Below are 18,751 nucleotides of genomic sequence, written 5' to 3' on the forward strand. Positions count from 1 at the left end.
CTATATGCCGTCAGCTGCGCTCTCGTTAACTACAATTATAGTCAGTGGGAGTGGGATATATTATCGTCTTCGCCCAAATAGATGCGGATGGTGGAGCCGCGGTCAACTCTCGTGCCCGCTGCGGGCGCTTGGCGAATGACCGTTTTGCCGGAACCTGCCGTTGTCAAATTGAAATTCATATTCAAGTCTTCATAGATTTCCGCTACCGTCTTGCCGACCAGATTCGGAACCGTTACAATCGGAATTTCCCCGTATGTGTATTCCCTCTCGATTTGCTTCTCGCGCGGCGGAACTTCCAGGATAGAGAGCGCATCCTCCATGATGTTGTGGACGATCGGCGCGGCGACGACGCCGCCGAACTGGATGCCCTGCGGGTTATCAACCGCTACGTACACGACGATCTGCGGATCATCTGCCGGCGCGAAGCCGATAAACGATACAATATGTTCATTCGGAGAGTAGCGTCCGTTTATGACCTTCTGCGCCGTTCCTGTCTTGCCGCCGACGCGATAACCGTCGATAAACGCGTTTTTCCCCGTGCCTTGAGCGACGACGCTTTCGAGCGCCTCCCGCACCTCCTTGGACGTTTCCTCCGAGATGACACGGCGCACCGCTTCAGGTTCAACCGTCTCCACAATTGCGCCCGTTTCGGGGTTAATCCATTCCTTTGCGACATGAGGCTTGTATAGCGTGCCGCCGTTAATGGCTGCGGAGACGGCCGTAATTTGCTGGATCGGCGTTACCGAGACGCCTTGGCCGAAGGCGGTTGTCGCCAGCTCGACCGGTCCGACCTGGCTGAGCTTGAACAGAATGCCGTTCTCTTCGCCGCCGATATCGATTCCGGTCTTCGTGCCGAAGCCAAAATTTTTAATGTACTCGAACAGCTTAACTTTCCCTAACCGGTTGCCTAACGTGACGAAGCCCGGGTTGCAGGAGTTCTCGACGACCTCCAGGAAGGTTTGGCTGCCATGGCCGCCTTTCTTCCAGCAGCGCAGCTTGGCGCCGCCGACTTCGATGAAGCCGGGATCGAAGAAACGTTCATTTTTCAAATCGACCTTATTTTCCTCCAAAGCGGCTGCCAGCGTTATAATCTTGAAGGTCGATCCGGGCTCGTACGTCATCCAAATCGGAAGATTGCGGTTATAAACCTCCGAAGGCACCTCGCGGTACTTATCCGGCTCGTAAGTAGGACGGCTCGACATGCCCAGAATTTCTCCATTGTTCGGATCCATCGCAATCGCGATCGCGCCGTCCGGCAGCAGTCTCGCCATTGCCTGGTCAAGCTCCCGCTCGATGACGGTTTGGATGTCCTTGTCGATCGTCAGCTTCATGGTGAGGCCGTCCTTCGGCTCGACATAGGTATCAGAAGAATTGGGCATCGTACGCCCCGCGGCATCCGACAAGAACGATACGCTTCCGCCAATTCCGCTTAGCAAGGAATCGTATTTGGCTTCTACTCCCGTTAAGCCCTGATTATCAATGCCCGTAAAGCCCAGCACATGCGCGGCGAGACTGCCGTACGGATAAAAACGCTTATTGTCCTCGGCGACCACAACCCCCAGCAGCCCAAGCTGACGGATTTGCTCCGCCTTATCGATCGTAATTTTCCGGCCGCCCGGACCCAGCTTTACGATCATTTCCTTGCTTTTGATTTTTTTGAGAATCGTCTCCTGCGACATGTCGAGCAGGGGCGCCAGCGCCGCGGCCGTCGCTTGATGATCCTTTATTTGAACCGGAATCGCATAGACCGTAGGTGCGCTCACGTTATAGGCAAGCTGCACCCCGTTGCGGTCGACGATTTCCCCCCGTTTTGCAACATAAGGAATATTCCGCCTCCAGGAGTCCTCCGCCCTGCCGGCCAGCTCCTCGCCCTGCCAGAGCTGCACATAAGCAAGCCGGAAGCACAAGGCCATAAACGATACTCCGGCCAAAATAAGAATTATAAATAAACGGCGCCTGACTGTCACATTGGATACCTTCATTACTTGCTCCTCCTCCGCATGACTGGTTCGCGTGGAGCGTACGCTTACGCTCATTCCCAGCCTATTCGGGACAAGCGGAGGATAGAACAAGCTTTAGTGACTCTTGCCTTACTCGGCAGACACGACTTCAGTGCGCTACCCTTCCGCCTCGTCGTCAGCGGAATCGTCTGTGTTATTTTCACCGGCAGCTTCCGTATTGTCTTCCGCCGTACTGCCGTCAGCCGACGGATCGGCTTCGCCTCCGGCGCCCTCCGATTCCGTAACCGCACCGAGCGGCGGAGCGAGAACGACCTTTAAAACCTTCACATGGTTTAACGTTTCTTCCTTCTGGGAGACGACAAAGCCTTGTCCTTCCGGAATAAGACGGATGCCGACCAATGACGCGATCTCGAGGGCGTCCCTCAGCGAGACGCCCGTCAAGTCCGGAATCACCAGCTTATCCCTCTGCTCCGTAATTAAGTAAATGCGCTGCGTCGGATGAATCGCCGATCCTGCGGCCGGGATTTGCTGCAACACGGTCGCCCCGTTGCCAACCATTTCGCAATTAATCGCCAATGCCGCCAGCTCCGCCTTTGCTTGAGCGACCTTTAGCTTCGAAAGATCTGGAACCTCTACGGTCGCTTCCTTCTTACCGGAATCAGGAACGGTTTCCCGGCTAGGCGGCACGCCCATTTTGCGCAGGCTCTTCAGCACGATCTGCTTGAAAGCCGGCGCGGCAACTTTACCGCCGCCCACCAATGGATCATTCGGCTCGTCAACGACGACGTAGACAACGATCTTCGGATCTTCGACAGGCGCATATCCGATGAAGGATACAACAAATTTATCGGCCGAGTATTTGCCGTTTACAACCTTTTGCGCCGTTCCCGTTTTGCCTGCTACGCGGTAACCTTCAATGTACGCGTTTTTACCGGTACCCTTATCCTGGTCGGATACGACCTGCTCCAAATATTCGCCGACTTTTTTCGAGGTTTCCTCGGAGATGACTCTGCGAATGACCTTCGGCTCGATTTCCGTTGTCGTTTTCGTTATCGGATCCGTCACTTTCTTCACGATCTGAGGCTGAAGCAGCTCTCCGCCGTTCGCCACAGCCGCTACGGCAGCCACCTGCTGGATCGGCGTCACCAATACGTTGCCTTGACCGAACGTCGCTCTGGCAACGTCACTCGGATATTGAAGATTAATCACGCCTGCCAGTTCATTGCTAAGCGAAATGCCTGTCTTCTGGCCGAATCCGAATTTAGAGAAATAATCGCGGAGCTTATCCGCGCCTATCCGCTCATAACCCAGCTTAACGAAGGCAACGTTGCTCGAATGCTTCAGCCCGTCCAGGAACGAGATCGTCCCCCAGCCATCGCGTTTGATATCGTTGATCGGCTTTGGTATTCCCTGAAGCTTAATGCTCCCCGATTTGAACATCTCGTCCGGATTGAACACGCCTTCCTCCACCGCAGCCGCGAGAGTAGCGATTTTGAACGTGGAGCCCGGCTCGTACAACGATTTGATCGCATGATTATAAAAATTCGCATAAGGGCTCTTCCAAAATTCATTCGGATTAAAGGTCGGCACATTCGCCATGGCCAATATTTCCATCGTATTCGGATCGGCCGCAATAATCGTCGCGCTCTTCGGATTATATTCCTTCACGATCTGTTGCAGCGCTTCCTCTACGTAATATTGAATGTCACTGTCAATGGTGAGCTCGATGTCCTGGCCGTTCTCGGCCGGCTGAAAATCAACCTCGCCTTCGGCCAGCTGGACTCTTTTGCCGTCCTTCTCATATTTGATCCAACCGTCCACGCCTCTGAGCTGCTCGTCATAGAACGCTTCAATGCCGCTCAGGGCCTTGCCCTCTTTGTCCAAATATCCGACCAGCTGCGAGGCCAGCGTATTTCTCGTATAATAACGTTTCAAGCTCTCCGTCAAATAAATGCCGACATCAGATAATTCCTTTTCTTTCGATAATTGTTCGCGGAATTCTTTGATTTGATCGGCAAGCGATTTATCGATTCCCCAGCCGCCTTCGCGCATTTCCCTATTGCTGTAATATTTCCCTTCCGCATTTTTCGCCGTTACAAGCTTGCGCAGCTCCTCCTTCGGCTTACCCAAAATCTTATTCAGCCCGTCCACAATCTCATCCTCGATATCCGCGTCATGGATTACCCGGGGATTGACCGCGATATTATAAGCGATCGTGTCCATCGCGAGTATATTCCCGTTCCGGTCCGTAATCGAACCCCGCTTGGCGGACAGCACCTCGGCCGCGGACCAGCGTTCCTTCGCTTCTCCATACCAGAATGCGCCCTGCACAACCTGCACAAAGTAGATTCTACTGATTAAAATGAGAAAAAGGAGGGTCATTACCCCTCCAAACAACAATGTCCGTAATCTGATTCGTTTAATCATCATTATTCACCCTATTCGTCCGATGCCGATTTCGTCTCTTTATTGCCGGTCATCACGGTGATTCCGCCGTCCAGCGAGCTGACCATACCATGCGATTCCGCCAGCCTGCGGATCCGTTCCGGGTCGCTGAGCATTTCGACCTGCTTCTTCAAATCTTCCATCTCAACCGTCATCGTCTGATAGTCGCTGTTAAGCTTCTTGATCTCAACGTTCATGTCATAGATTTGAGCATAGCGGAAAATAATGACGCCGGCAACTGCAACGCAAACAAGCACCGTGAACATGTACAATAGCTTCTCCTGTACCGGAATCGATTTGCGGGTGACGACGACTTTCTTCGTTTCCTTAACTACCGTTTGCTGGTTTTGCTTACGCTTCGGCTGCAGCGCCAAATTGCCATTAATGTACGCCAATTCAAATCCCCCTTTACAATTTTTCAGCTATTCGAAGTTTGGCCGATCTTGCGCGCGGATTGAGCTCAAGCTCTTCCTCGCTTGGCAATATCGGTTTCCGATTAATTAATTTTATTGTGCCGCTGTTCCCGCAGACGCATAACGGAAAATCCGGCGGACAAGTGCATTTCTCTACGAACTTCGCAAAAATTTGCTTGCATATGCGGTCTTCTAGCGAATGGAACGTAATGACGGAAGCTCTGCCGCCCGGTTTCAAGCATCGTACGGTCTGTTCGAGCGCTTCCTCTTCGGCCCCCAGCTCGTCATTGACGGCAATGCGGAGGGCTTGAAAGGAACGCTTCGCCGGATGCGGGCCCGTACGCCTTGTCGCCGCCGGTATCGACAGCTTGATCAGCTCCGCCAGCTCGCCTGTTTTTTCAATCGGCGCCTTTTCCCGCGCTTTCACAATGTTGCGGGCAATTGAACGGGCAAACTTCTCTTCGCCGTACCGGTCCAAAATTCGGGAGATTTCACGTTCCTCCCACGTATTAACGATTTCGTGCGCCGTCAAGTCTCCCTCCCGGTCCATCCGCATATCGAGCGGCGCATCGTGATTGTAGCTGAAGCCGCGCTCCGCTTCGTCCAGCTGCGGACTGGAGACGCCAAGATCGAACAGGATTCCGTCTACTTGAGGCACTCCGTCATTCATCGGGACGCCGCAGCCTCTCAGCTCCTGCTCCAAATCGCGAAAATTGCTGCGTACCAGCGTCACTTTATCCATATAAGGGGCAAGCCGCTTGCGAGCGTTATCCAGCGCCCAGTCATCCTGGTCGAATGCGATTAAGCGGCCTCCCTCGCCCAGGCGGGATGCAATCAGCTCGCTGTGACCCGCTCCTCCAAGCGTACAATCGACATAGACTCCGTCCGGCTTAACAGCCAAACCGTCAACCGCCTCTTCCAAAAGCACTGTAATATGCTGAAACACGCTTCAGCCCTCCCGTTCTTGTTGTCAATTCTAGAAGTTAAAATCGAAATCGACGAGCTTCTCCGCGATTTCGTTAAAGGCTTGCTCGGACTGCTCGTAATAGCCGTCCCATGTTTGCTTGCTCCAAATTTCCACCCGTCCGGACACGCCAAGCACCATGCATTCCTTATCCAGCTTCGCATATTCGCGAAGATGGCTGGGTATGTTTACCCTTCCCTGTTTGTCCAGCTCACATTCGGTTGCGCCGGAGAAGAAGAAGCGGGTAAAGGCGCGGGCATCCGATTTCATAAGCGGCAGCGACTTGAGTTTCTGCTCCAGCACGCTCCACTCGCTCATCGGGTAGACGAATAAACAATTGTCCAAACCGCGGGTTGCAATAAATGAGGTCCCAAGCGATTCGCGGAATTTCGAAGGAATAATAATGCGGCCTTTCTCATCAATGCTATGTTGATATTCACCCATAAACATGAGTTCGCCCCACCCCTTCCCCCTATGCCACCACTTTGCCCCACTTTTCCCCACCTAGATACAGTAGTTCGCCACCTAAAATAAAAATCCTGCTCTGAGAGCAGGATTTTTCAAAAATAATTCATCCTATTAATGATTATGGCGAAGGCGGCTGCTGTTCGTCTTCGGATTTTGCAGCACTTGGTTTATTCACACGCTTCCAGCGGCGTTTCAGCCATACCGCCGGCACGGCGATAACCGCAAGGACAACCAATACCGGCAGCGCTCCCGCCGCGACGACAAGCAGCAGCTTTACCCCTTCCCACACCGCTTTCGCGCTTCCGGACAACGCTTCCGACAAGCGGGTTCCCAAATTCGGATCCCCCTCGCCTACTTGCACGATCGATTGATCCGTCTGGTACATGCGCAGCTCCACGGTGGAGAAGGCAACGTTGTTATCTAAATATCGGATTCTACCTTTGATCCGTTCAATATCCTCCTGCACGGTGCCGAGCTGCTGCGAGAACTTCAACAAATCGTCGGCTTTCACCGCTTGATCCATCATGCTTAGCAGCCGCTCTTCCACCAGCTGTCTGGCTTTCAGCCTGGACGCCAGATCAACGTATTCCTCAGATACATCCTTGCCCGCGATTTTCCGTTCGAAGCTGCGGTGCTTGATTTGCTCCACCCGGTCAATGAAGGACATGAACCCGGCTGCGGGCACCTTGATCGTGTAGCTCGAACCGATCTCGCCGTCATGTCTCGTATCCTGAAATTGCAAAATGTAGCCGCCGCTTAGCTGAATCGCGTTGCGAAGCGACGCGGCTGCAGTCGTTAATTCATCTACCTGCATGTTCAACGACGCCGAATAAATGACTTTTTGATTATACCCGTCCGTAACGGGCAGCGTGTCCGAAGCAAAACCACCGCCCGATGCCGTTTCAGCTCCTGTTTCTTTACCATTAGCAAAGGCATCGCCAAGCGCCTCCGATTCCCCGGGCGAGTCGTTTTTCGCAGCTCCCGCTTCTTGTGACAGTGCAGCGCCGTTACCGGCCGCACTCTCCGATTTAGCCGCCGAATCTTCATTGCTCGCCGAACAGCCTGCCAGCAAACCGGTGACAAGAATAACGATTGCCCATAGATACATCCTTTTTTTGTGTTTATACAAGGATATCCCCCCTTATTATTTCCCTCTCAGACGTTGATGGGCAATAAAAGGTTACAGGATCGTTCGTGATGTATCATTTCTTTGCCCAACAAAAAAACCGCGATCGCTCGCGGTTTTCTTCCGTATTGCCCCTGCAACCCGTTATTCGGCTTCTTTCCAGCTGTCCAAGTAAGCGATCTGCTCATCCGTCAGCTTATCGATGCCGAAGCCAAGCGACTCCAGCTTCAATCTGGCCACCCGCTCATCCAGCTCGTACGGCACGTTAACGACCTTGTGACCGATCTGTTGATAATGCTCATTCACGTACTTTAACGCAACTGCCTGCAGCGCGAACGTCATATCCATAATTTCCGCAGGATGCCCGTCGCCGGCCGCCAGATTAACCAGACGGCCTTCCGCCAACAGGTAGATGCTGCGTCCGTCCTTCAGCTTATACTCTTCAATGTTGCGGCGAACGGTACGAACGCTATCGGACAATGCCGCGAGCTCCAACTTGTTCGCCTCCACATCGAAGTGGCCTGCATTGGAAATGATCGCGCCGTTCTTCATGACCGCATAGTGCTCGCCGCGGATCACGTCGCGATTGCCCGTAACCGTCACGAAGAATTCTCCCGCTTTGGCCGCTTCGATCATAGGCATAACCGCAAAGCCGTCCATGTAGGCTTCAACCGCTTTGATCGCGTCGATCTCCGTGACAATGACATTGGCGCCAAGACCCTTCGCGCGCATCGCCACCCCTTTGCCGCACCAGCCGTAGCCGACGACGACAACCGTTTTGCCGGCAACCACCAGGTTTGTTGTGCGGTTAATGCCGTCCCATACCGATTGGCCCGTTCCGTAACGGTTATCGAATAAATGCTTGCAATAGGCGTCGTTGACGGCGACCATCGGATAACGAAGCGAACCGTCCTTCTCCATGGCTTTCAGGCGGATAATGCCGGTCGTCGTCTCCTCCGCGCCCCCGCGCAGATTTTCCCCGAACTCCGGATGTTCCGAGTGCAGTATAGTCGCCAGGTCTCCGCCGTCGTCAATAATCAGATCCGGCTTCCACTCAAGCGCTTTAATGTTAAGCTCCTTAAACTCCTTCGGGCTCGGATTATATTTCGCGAACACCGTAATGCCGTCCTCTACCAGCGCGGCGCATACATCGTCCTGCGTGGATAACGGATTGCTGCCGGTAATCGTCACTTCCGCGCCGCCGGCCTTCACCACTTTAGCCAGATACGCCGTTTTGGCCTCCAAATGAAGCGCAATCGTAACCTTTAGCCCTTTGAACGGCTGTTCCTTCTCAAATTGCTCGCGTATCGTATTCAATACCGGCATATGAGCCTGTACCCAATCGATTTTCAAACGTCCTTCAGGCGCCAACGATAAATCGGCGATGATGCTTTTCTCTGCTGTACTCATCGTACTGAATCCCTCCTGGATAAAATATTTTGCATCCATGCCGTGCCGATTTATAAATAAACGATCTGGTGTCCGCCAGTGCGGCTATAAGGGGCTTCAAGCAATTTTCCTACCCATGCCGTTTGATATCGATTCCAGTACGATGCCATATTCAATACGCGCTCCTGCGGCTTTCCAAGCGGCTTCAAAGCAAGCTGAATGCGGTCGAACTGCCTTGTCGCGGCTTCGAACTGCTTATTGAAGGCATCTACGGTCTTCGATCCCATATAATTGATCTGCTCCACGATTTTTTGCAGATTCGTATCTCCAAGCTTGGACAGCCCCGGCTGGATGCTTGCCGCCAGCGTCAGAAGCGGTTTATACAGCTCCTCGAAGGATGCCCTCGCTTCGTCAAACCGCTGTTCGATGGACAAGCCGTCCTGCTCCTTCAGCCAACCTGCTTTGCGCTCCTCGAAACGGGTCATCACATCCTCGAAGGACAGCTCGTATTTATCCATATTTTTGGCGATTGTCCCTTCCACGAGCGTATAGGACATACGGGGCACGATAATCGGCATCTCCATCCCCATCACGCGGAAAGCCTCCCCCGTCAACGCCCAATACGCGATCTCGCCGGGACCTAAGACTGTCGCGAGCACCGGAAACAAATAGTCCTGCATGATCGGCCTGGTCAGCACGTTATTGCTAAGCAGCAGCGGCTGCTCATCCGCGATCTGCAGCAGCTGGCCGGCCGAAAGCTCGAATTGGCCTTTGCGGTCCTGATACATGCCGTTCCGCTTGTGCAGCAGCGTTCGTTCATTCCCGTTCTCCGTCCGGAACAGGAACAAATTCGCGCTTCCCGGCGTAACATCCGCCTGAAGCGTGTAGCCAAGCCGCTTAATCTCTTCAGCCGACGAGGTATAGGCCCTTTCCAGCTCATCGTTACGCTCAATCATGGAACGGAACATCGGGGCTTCCAAGCGGCGGACATTCTCGTCATCCGCGTCAATCAGGACCAGGCCCTGTTCGCCGAACAATCGGCTCAAGATCATGGCGAACATATCCGATAAGGAATTCGCTTTCTGAGCCATCCCGCTTAATTCCTCAAGCAGCGCCGGCTTAAATTCGGAGTGCGGAAGCGCTTGTTCCAGCTCGCTCAGCAATTGCTCCCATGTCCCTGTCGCGATAGCCGTCCGGCTGACCGATGTCCGCGATCCTTCAGGGCGCGCCGCCGCAAGCTTGCGGAGCTCCTGCTCCGCCGTAACGACATAAGCGTGATTCGCTTCGTCCCAGTCATGATCCTCGCCCGCAACCCAGAACACGGGAACGACCGGTCTCCCGAGCTGTTCAGCGGCTGAATTGGCTGCTCCGATAATGGAGACGGCTTTATGTATGACAAGCAGCGGCCCGGTCCATAAGCCGGCTTGCTGACCGCCGACGACGACTGGCGCTCCTTCCGCAATCGCCGAAATGTTCGAGAAAGTCTCTGGCGAAGCGCCTGCTTTCTCATTATATATGCGCAGCACGTCCGCTGCCTCTGCGGCGCTTGCCCTGACAGCCCCGCTTCTATCTAAACGCTCTAACCGTCTTTCCCAGTCCTTCTCGGCCCCGGCATAATAACCGTATAATGAATCGATACGGCTGTCTGTCCGGTGGATATACGCCTCTGTCAAAGGCTGGGCGCCCGGCATTGAATAGGTTTCCGTTCTCATAGCGCAGCCAGCAACCTCCCGCTTCCCAGTCGCACCAAGCGACTCTATATGAATTAATCTTACCCTCGTCATTGTACACAAAGGGAAAGGCAGCCGTCAAAACAAAAACACCTCCAATCCGGTAGAGGTGTCTGCTTGGCGGCGCTAGGCACCCGATGCGAAAATCTTCATGCCGATTGCGATGATCATAAACACAATATAAAGAAAGCTCATCGAAAAAAAACTGAGTCTCCAAACCGCGCGAAAAATCTTTTTGGCATCAACGCTTCCGCGTTTGCGAAACTGCGCATTCCCGATCAATCCGCCGCCCAATATCATGAACAGCAGGATGCCGTATAAACCGAAATGACTGCCGAATATATTGTCAAACAAGACAGCCACGCAGCCGATGAGCAGCGCAGTCGTAATATCCATGGCCAAGTGGAACGCTTTCTTGCGGTCCTGGACGATCGCTCCGTAGCCATACCAGATGACGGCGAAAGGAATGACGGGAAGCACGGCTAAGTAAGCGTATAAATATTTAATGCTTTCCCAGATGGTCTCCAAGATCATTCACTCCTTTCGTGTTCGGACTCTTATGCAGCGCATGAATGAAAGCGGTAACCGCTTGATTCAGCGGGACTTGAAGCGCCAGGCTTCGGGCCATCGCAATAATGCCGCCGTTAATCGCATCAATTTCCGTCTTTCTTCCTGCTCTAACGTCGCCCAGCATGGAGGACACATTCCCGCTCGTCTTCCCGCACACATCCAGGATGAGCTTCCAGCCGTCTTCATCTGCAGCTATGCCCGATTGCCTGAGAACATTAGCCGTTTCTTCATACAACGCCTTCATAAGCGTCCTGCGGGCCGGATGGGCGGGCAGCTCCCCGTTGGTAACGTCAAACAGCGCAGTGAGCGGATTAATTACCGCATTTATTAACAGCTTGTTATAAATACGATCTTCCATGTCATTCGACAAAAAGGAGGTAAATCCTGCCGATTGCAGCGTAGGAATCAACATTTTTTGCAAGCTTTCGTTCAATTCTTCCGGTTTGCTCCCGTTTCCGTCTTGTCCCCCCCAATGACCCAGCCATAGCTGTCCCGTTCCGGTATGTTCGACTGTCCTTGCATCTAACCGTCTGGCCCCTTCGGTCGTAACTGCGGCAATGACGGGGATAGCGTCCAAGCAGACTTGAATGCGCTCCAAATGACCGATTCCGTTTTGCAGACAGACGACCCCCTTGGCGCTTTCGGCCCCCTTCCCCGCCAAAGCCTTTATTTGATCCAGTAATCGATCGTTCAAATCCGTCTGTTTCACCGTCAGCAGGATAAAGCGGACTGCAGCATTCGTTCCTCTTTCCTCCGGATGACGCCTTGCGGCAGCATGTTCAACCCAATTACCCTTAACGGGGACGACTCGTTCGCCGCCGTCCAACGCCTGCAATCTAATGCCTTGAGCCTTAAGCTCTGCCGCTTGCTCCCGGCTTCTCGTCCAAACCGTCACATCCGCTCCCGCCTGCGCCAGCCTGCCGCCAAACAGCAATCCGAGCGAACCGCCGCCGATTACATCGAATATCACGTCGTACCCCTCTCTTTAAGGCTTTCGCTTTCTATCGAGTTATCGTGTTTCCTCATTGTTCCATTGGCCGTTATTGCACCCATCGTATCAAATAGGCCGAAAATATTGCAACTTCCATAATGCCGGTCTTCTAACGGTTAAATAACAATAAGCGAGGCGCACCGGTCACCGGTGCGCCTCGCTTATTGTTCATAATAACTTATTCAATACGTTCCAAATTGCCGTTCGCATCCATTTTGAATCTTGGCTTCGCTTCCTCGTCATTCGTTAACACGGTTAATCTTCTCGCGCGATCCATAATTTGAATCAATGTCTTATAGTCGTCATTGACTGCGCGATAATCCGTTTGTACATTGTTTACTTCCTTAGACAATCTCTCATTCTGCTCACGCAATCGATATAGCTCTTCCTCTTTGTCTTTCAGATCCTTCTCGAACAGCTTTATCTGTCTGGTTAAATCCTGATAAGTTGTTTTCCATCCCCGCAGAAAACGAATAACCGCGTCAATGGAAATACCTTCCTCGATCGAGCCGGCGTCCTGCCTAAATCCGCGTTCATCCGTTTCAAATACGCCAATCGATGAAACTTGCGGCGTTGCGACAACCGTTTGTTTTTTCAAGTAATTGCGTTTTTGACGCTGTTGCTTGGCGATCTGAATCGCATCCTCATACCGTTTGCGGACGCAGCTATTCCAGCGGAAACCGCACGCTGCGGATGTTCTTCCGATTCGTTCCCCTACTTCTTCAAATGCGGCAAGCTGTGTACTGCCTTCTCTAATATGGCGCAGCGTAACCTCGGCGAGAATTAAATCGTCGTCCGGACTCCACGCATCTTGTCTGACTGCTGTCATGCAACGAAAACCTCCTAACGTAAAGGCGCTTACTTTATCTCTATGCCCTTGGTAGAGTTCATAGAATCTATTGGATACTAATTTGTATAACCATTTTTTCTCGGACTCATACATGTTAGGTCTGATATTCGCGCAAACTACATGAAGGAACCGCTTCGCAGACAAAAAGTTTGCGATTTCGTCACCGATGACAGTTTACACTTTTTTCTTCAAACGTTATAATGATCATTAGAAAATCGGGTCGCAAGCGAAAGGGGGATGTTATCATGGCGCGCATGTATCGGGTACTCGGCTTTTGGACCCTGGTAATCGGACTAATGGCTTTCGCAGGCCACATGACGGAATTTGCGCTCTTGTTTTTCGCGCAGGCCGTTGCTTTCGTATTTCTGGGCTACTTGAATTTCTCCGAGAGAACCTACATAGTTATGTTCTGGGGATATATGGTCCTTTCATTCGTAGGCTTTACGTATTGGTCGGTCTTCAAAATGGACTTGCCTTTCTAGAAGTTCGTTCGTTCAAGTACACAAAAAACGGTGTCCCTCGTGCAGAGTGGACGCCGTTTTTTTATGACAAGATATTATAAGCTGTTATCCTTTTCCAAAACCATCACTTTAAACGCCTCGCTCATCTGATCGCTGAGCAGAAGCTGCCTGACCGCTCTATTCGTTCGCGCCGCTTCGCCGAACGGGTCTGAGCCGTTATGGTTTTGAAGCATTTCGAGAACCCCGTTGTCCATTAAAAATTGCTTCTGGCTCGAATAGCTGACCATTCTCCACCCGCTCTCCGCCGCAGTCTGTTGAATAAACGTAAACGGCACATGCGAGGTGATATCCTGCCTGCCAATCCTCTCATAAGGGCTGTCGCTTGCCTGATGCCGCCAGTAGCACATCAGCGTGCCCAGCATCCGGTGCTCGGCCGTATATTCAGCGGCTTCATGCCCGTAATCAATCAAGACCAGACGTCCCTTAGTCATCCTCTTCGCAAGCTTCTCCAGGAAATCGGCCGCTTCGGCGTGCACCTCCGTTTTCTGGCCTTCGATTAACCGGATTCCGTCCCGCTCCAGCCAACCGCCGATTCTAGGTTCCGTAAGCGGCATAAACACCTCGTACAGCCCTCGCTCTACATCGCCCGCGACTCCAAGCTCGACCAGCTCGCCGTTCAAGCGCTGAATCCGATGCACCGGGAATGCGTCGAACAGCTCGTTAGCCAATATTATCGACGGATGCCCGAGCCAATCCGCTGACCAGGCTTCTTCCGATGAGACGATGACCGGAGATGGAAGTAACGCTTCGCTCTTGAAGCTCTCCCGGGCTGCAGCCGCATGCTTCGGATGGTCCTCGATGAGTACGGGAAGAAATCGCTCATTCCAATTACCGCTCAGCCTGCTGCCTGCGGCGGCGATTTGTGCCGAGAGCCTGCCCGTTCCGGCCCCCCATTCAATCAGTTGAAGCGGATTCCACCCCTCAGGTGCAGCTTGGACAAATTCATTCAAATATCGGGCTAATACCTCCGCTAATATGCGTCCGATCCCCGAGCTTGTATAGAAGTCGCCGGCTTTGCCGATGCGGATGACCCCCGTGCGGTAATAACCGTATTCCGGGTGATACAGGCAGTCGCTCATATATTCCCGGAAGGAGACGCAACGCTCCGTATGCTTGACGCCCTGCGCATCGAAGCGCCAGCCGGCCGCCGGCGATGCCGCAATTCGCATGGAAATGAAAGCTGCAAGCGCGTTATCCTTCATGATGAGTTCATCCTTTTCCAAATGTAAGATATAATAGATTTCATTGCCGCATAAAATGAATGCTGAGGAGGGAGGATGCCATTGGTCGAAACCGCCAAGCGTAACCGCATCGTCAAAAAAGCCGCTGCTCTGCTGCTCGCTTTGTTACTTATCCTTCGGCTTCCCGCAGCAGCCGAACCTCAGCCGGAAGAAGACGATTTGCATGCGCTGCTCGAGAAAAGCTTGTCCGTCGTAGAGATCGACAAGGAAATCGTTCGCATACAAGAGCAGAAAAACCAGCTCGCTGCCAGAATGGAAGATGCCGACCGGCAGTTAAGACTGCAGGAGCGGCAAATTTCGGACAAGCAGGATGAAGCCGGTAGCGTCCTGCGCGCTTATTATATGGGTGAACGGGATTTTTTGTTATCTGCGTTAATTTCTTTTGACTCCTTGCCCGACCTGTTTCAAATGCTGGATTATGTGGAGCTTTTATTTTCGCATGACAAGCATACCTTGAAAGCGTACGTCGAGCAATACAGAAAAGTGAAAGACGGCTACAAGCAGCTTGAGTCGCGTCGGCAGGAGCTTACCCTTATCGAACAACAGCTGCAGACGCAGCGGGAACGTGTATTATTGCTTGAACAGCAGCTTGACGAGCAGTTGGCCGGTCGCTCCGATGCGGATAAGCTGCGGCTACTCATGAAAGAGCTTACCTCCTTCTGGGAATCCGTAGGGATCGACGAGGTGAAGCAATATTTTCAAGCGCTGTCGAAAGCGATGCAGAAGCTCCCTAGCTGGATACAGGACAATAAGCAGCTGCTGCAGATTGATGGATTTCAATATACGATAACCGTACCCGAGAATGACATCAATGTATTTTTGCAGGAGCAAAATGAAATTTTCAAGCATTTCTCCTTCGAATTTTCCGAAGGCGCGGTTATGGCCCAAGGACAGCGCGACAATATGGAAATCCGGATCACCGGCCATTATACGATTGTAAATGAACCGAAAAACGCCATCCTATTTCATGTAGACGAGCTTATATTTAATGGATTTACCTTGCCGGACACGACTCGCCAAGCGCTCGAGAGGGAATTTGATCTGGGCTTCTATCCCGATTTGATCGTCTCGTTCCTGAAAGCGAAGTCCGTGGAGATGAAGGACGGCAAGCTCGTTATCGAGCTTAGCCTTAAGCTGTAAACGAAGAAGAGACTGCCGGTTTTTATCCTGAAGCAGTCTCTTCTTGCGTCACGGGCTCTGAAGCAGTGCCTGAACAAAGGCGTCGATTTGAAATCCGTCTTGGGAGAAGTTCCTCCACGCGCTTTCCCGGAACTGCCATTTCTCGGGCCAAAGCGGATCAGGGAACGGAATATGATCGGCGGGCTGATTCGTATTCAGTACCGTTTCCCACCAGGCGGGCGGGGTATGCGATTGCTCCGTTTGGATGCTGCCGTTTAAAGCATATAACGAGGCGCTCGCAGGCAGTTTCGCGAACCGGTCATAATTTTTCTGCTGATTTTGAATTCCCGTCATCTCCTGAATCCACAGAATCGCTTCCTCCTCCGCCAATGTTGAGGAAGACATAACGTAGCTGTGACCGTTCAACCACGGAAAAGGGATATGATTCCGGTCAATCATCAGCATATCTTGCACGCCTTTCGAGAATTTCTCGAACGTCTCCCATGGCAAGACCGCAGCAAGCAGCTTGTTTGCAAGAAACGCTTCATTCAATTCCGCCGATGATTCCGCGTTAATCCGGCTGACATGGCTGCCCATCGACTGAATCCATTTCAGCTGGTTAATTTGCGCTTCATTGAACTTGAATAAGTTAATGAGACCGGCTGGGTCGGTTTGAAAGTTTGCAAGCCATACGAGCTGCTGCCGCAGATCACCGGCGCTCCAATTCAAGATACGCGTCTCCGCATTTATTTCAATCAGCTTGGCCGCTGCTTCCTGATAAGACGGCCAGTCGCCCGGCGGAGCCTTAAGCCCTGCTTGCGACAGCAGCGCGCCGTTCCAGACCACCAGGTAAGGATTCACATCCTTCGGCACTCCCCACAAGTAGCCGTTCCATTTCAACGGATCCAGCAGCCCCGCCAATTGGTCGGTGAGCGTATCCCCCGACATGGCGTTATCCGCGGATTGCAAATACCCCCGTACCGCGAAAGGCCTTACCCAGCTGTTATCAAGCAGCATAATATCTGCAGCCTCTCCCCGCTGGCTGTCCAGCTTCCAGGACTCATATGCCTTATCCACCGCAGGTTCATTATTGAGCGTTACTTGAATATAGGGAAATTTCAACATGAAATTTTGATTTAGTTCTGATAGCTCCCTGTATTGATCCGGCGGCAAGGAAACGTTTACATGAATCTCCGACCTTTGCTCTATGACGAGCTCGCCGCTTGCCGGCTGATCGGCTGATTGGCCGTCCGTCTTGCCAATGCTCGCCGTATTCGCATTGCGGGAAAATTGTATAAGCAGCAAAGCTGCCAGCAGCAGAGCTCCAATGATGAGCGGCGCATATTTTCGGGGAGACACGGCATTCTTCCTTTCGTCCAAAAGACCTACTACACACAGGATAGCAATATTTCCATTCATTGTCCAAATGAACTTCTGCAAGCAGCAGCGACTATCGGCATCCTTGCCAAGAACACATAAAAAAATCCCCCTTGAAGGACAAGGGAGACGAATAACTGAAGCTTTCTCTTACAGCAGATCGGCGGCGAGTTGTGCCAGCTTGGAGCGTTCGCCTTTCTCAAGCGTCATATGACCGCTTATTCCTTCCCCTTTAAACCGCTCTACGATATGCGTCAGTCCGTTGCTTATGGAATCGAGATACGGATGATCAATTTGCTCCGGATCGCCCATCAGCACGATTTTGCTGCCTTCGCCGACGCGCGAGACGATCGTCTTGACCTCATGCTTCGTCAGGTTCTGCGCTTCGTCGATAATGATAAATTGTCCCGGAATCGATCTTCCGCGGATGTAGGTCAGCGCCTCAACCTGAATGCTCCCCATCCCCATCAGTATTTTGTCGATGTCGCCCGATTTCTTCGTATCGAACAAATATTCGAGATTATCATAAATCGGCTGCATCCATGGGCGCAGCTTTTCTTCCTTCTCGCCCGGCAAATATCCGATATCTTTCCCCATTGGAACGACGGGCCTCGCGATAAGAAGCTTCTTATACTTATGCTCATCCTCCGTTTTGAGAAGGCCTGCAGCGAGCGCCAGAAGCGTCTTGCCCGTTCCGGCTTTGCCCGTTAAGGTGACGAGCGGGATATCATCGTTGAGGAGCAGCTCAAGCGCCATACGCTGCTGCGCGTTGCGCGCCGTAATCCCCCAGATCGGATCATTGCTGAGAAACAGAGGCTCAAGCCTTACGCCGTCCAGGCTAACCTTAAGCAGCGCAGACTTTGACGTTCCCATTTCATCGCGAAGGATCACGAATTCATTCGAATTTAGCCGTGTGGACAAATGCAAATTATTGACAGTCAGAAACCGGTACGTATAAAATTCGTCGATAACGGCCGGATGAACATACAACGTCATATAACCTGCATAAAAATCCGACGATACCACGACTTGATCCGATAAATAATCCTGTGCTTGTAGACCGAGCACGTCAGCTTTTATTCTTACAAGAACATCCTTGCTGACAAGAACGATGCTGCGCTTCTCCTCTTCATTCTCCTGCTCTATATGATAATTCAGCGCTACCGCCAATATCCGATTATCATTGGACATGTCGCCAAACATCTCTTGCACGCGCATGAAGCTGCGATGATTTAACTCAACCTTGAGCAAGCCTCCGCCCGGAAGCTCGATCCCTTCGTGCAAATGCCCTTTTTCTCTCATCTTGTCAAGCAGACGTGATACCGAACGCGCATTTCGTCCCAATTCATCCGCCAATCTTTTCTTTGAATCAATTTCCTCCAACACGACAGCGGGAATTATGACCTCATTATCATCGAAAGCAAAAATCGCTTGCGGATCATGAAGCAGCACATTAGTATCGAGCACGAATATTTTTTTCATGAGAACCCTCCCGGCGTTGGATAATCATTAGAATACATACATAACCCTGCTAAACTGCGGTTACACTATGGCGGACAAGCAATGTACTTATTTTCAACGAAAAA

16 protein-coding genes are annotated in these 18,751 nt (G+C 52.1%); 2 read left to right on the forward strand and 14 right to left on the reverse strand.

Annotation, left to right across the window (positions count from 1 at the left end):
- Positions 1–41 precede the first annotated feature (41 nt).
- The 11 genes from H581_RS0117940 to H581_RS0117990 form a co-directional block, all read right to left on the reverse strand.
- Positions 42–1,982, reverse strand: coding sequence for a stage V sporulation protein D (locus H581_RS0117940; RefSeq protein WP_028611229.1), 1,941 nt, complete (start codon positions 1,980–1,982; stop codon positions 42–44).
- A gap of 135 nt (positions 1,983–2,117) precedes the next feature.
- On the reverse strand, positions 2,118–4,301 hold the full coding sequence (locus H581_RS0117945) for a penicillin-binding transpeptidase domain-containing protein (protein ID WP_245600058.1): 2,184 nt from the start codon (positions 4,299–4,301) through the stop codon (positions 2,118–2,120).
- 98 nt (positions 4,302–4,399) lie between these two features.
- Positions 4,400–4,801: a cell division protein FtsL gene (gene ftsL, locus H581_RS0117950; RefSeq protein ID WP_028611231.1), complete on the reverse strand. Its 402-nt coding sequence runs from the start codon at positions 4,799–4,801 to the stop codon at positions 4,400–4,402.
- A 13-nt stretch (positions 4,802–4,814) separates the two neighbouring features.
- Entirely contained in the window at positions 4,815–5,765 is a 951-nt protein-coding gene (gene rsmH, locus H581_RS0117955) for a 16S rRNA (cytosine(1402)-N(4))-methyltransferase RsmH (RefSeq protein ID WP_028611232.1), read from the reverse strand.
- Positions 5,766–5,795: 30 nt separating this feature from the next.
- Positions 5,796–6,233, reverse strand: coding sequence for a division/cell wall cluster transcriptional repressor MraZ (gene mraZ, locus H581_RS0117960; protein ID WP_028611233.1), 438 nt, complete (start codon positions 6,231–6,233; stop codon positions 5,796–5,798).
- Between the two features lie 136 nt (positions 6,234–6,369).
- Positions 6,370–7,380, reverse strand: coding sequence for a DUF4349 domain-containing protein (locus H581_RS34385; protein ID WP_051250909.1), 1,011 nt, complete (start codon positions 7,378–7,380; stop codon positions 6,370–6,372).
- Between the two features lie 141 nt (positions 7,381–7,521).
- A complete protein-coding gene (locus tag H581_RS0117970) occupies positions 7,522–8,787 on the reverse strand; it encodes an adenosylhomocysteinase (RefSeq protein WP_028611234.1) in 1,266 nt (421 codons plus the stop codon).
- Positions 8,788–8,837: 50 nt separating this feature from the next.
- Complete coding sequence (gene bshC / locus H581_RS0117975; protein ID WP_028611235.1) at positions 8,838–10,478, reverse strand: bacillithiol biosynthesis cysteine-adding enzyme BshC; 1,641 nt, start codon at positions 10,476–10,478, stop codon at positions 8,838–8,840.
- A 144-nt stretch (positions 10,479–10,622) separates the two neighbouring features.
- Positions 10,623–11,024, reverse strand: a complete 402-nt coding sequence (locus tag H581_RS0117980) for a DUF3397 domain-containing protein (protein WP_028611236.1) — start codon at positions 11,022–11,024, stop codon at positions 10,623–10,625.
- On the reverse strand, positions 10,999–12,036 hold the full coding sequence (locus H581_RS34390; RefSeq protein ID WP_051250911.1) for a ketopantoate reductase family protein: 1,038 nt from the start codon (positions 12,034–12,036) through the stop codon (positions 10,999–11,001). The genes H581_RS0117980 and H581_RS34390 overlap by 26 nt, the downstream gene beginning before the upstream one ends.
- Positions 12,037–12,235: 199 nt before the next feature.
- On the reverse strand, positions 12,236–12,886 hold the full coding sequence (locus H581_RS0117990; protein WP_028611237.1) for an RsfA family transcriptional regulator: 651 nt from the start codon (positions 12,884–12,886) through the stop codon (positions 12,236–12,238).
- 266 nt (positions 12,887–13,152) lie between these two features.
- On the opposite strand from H581_RS0117990, the gene H581_RS0117995 reads away from it, so the two are divergent.
- A complete protein-coding gene (locus H581_RS0117995) occupies positions 13,153–13,389 on the forward strand; it encodes a DUF2626 domain-containing protein (RefSeq protein ID WP_028611238.1) in 237 nt (78 codons plus the stop codon).
- Between the two features lie 74 nt (positions 13,390–13,463).
- Here the strand turns inward: H581_RS0117995 and H581_RS34395 are convergent, their stop codons facing one another.
- Positions 13,464–14,630 (reverse strand): class I SAM-dependent methyltransferase, encoded by a 1,167-nt coding sequence (locus tag H581_RS34395; RefSeq protein ID WP_051250913.1) that lies wholly within the window; start codon positions 14,628–14,630, stop codon positions 13,464–13,466.
- Positions 14,631–14,705: 75 nt separating this feature from the next.
- On the opposite strand from H581_RS34395, the gene H581_RS0118005 reads away from it, so the two are divergent.
- On the forward strand, positions 14,706–15,809 hold the full coding sequence (locus H581_RS0118005; protein ID WP_036718785.1) for a coiled-coil domain-containing protein: 1,104 nt from the start codon (positions 14,706–14,708) through the stop codon (positions 15,807–15,809).
- Positions 15,810–15,857: 48 nt separating this feature from the next.
- Here the strand turns inward: H581_RS0118005 and H581_RS0118010 are convergent, their stop codons facing one another.
- The gene (locus tag H581_RS0118010) at positions 15,858–17,147 is read right to left on the reverse strand and encodes an ABC transporter substrate-binding protein (protein WP_028611240.1); all 1,290 of its coding nucleotides are present in this window, start codon (positions 17,145–17,147) and stop codon (positions 15,858–15,860) included.
- Between the two features lie 168 nt (positions 17,148–17,315).
- Entirely contained in the window at positions 17,316–18,647 is a 1,332-nt protein-coding gene (locus tag H581_RS0118015) for a PhoH family protein (RefSeq protein ID WP_028611241.1), read from the reverse strand.
- Positions 18,648–18,751 lie beyond the last annotated feature (104 nt).

It is taken from the genome of Paenibacillus harenae DSM 16969, assembly GCF_000422465.1.
Taxonomy (GTDB): domain Bacteria; phylum Bacillota; class Bacilli; order Paenibacillales; family Paenibacillaceae; genus Pristimantibacillus; species Pristimantibacillus harenae.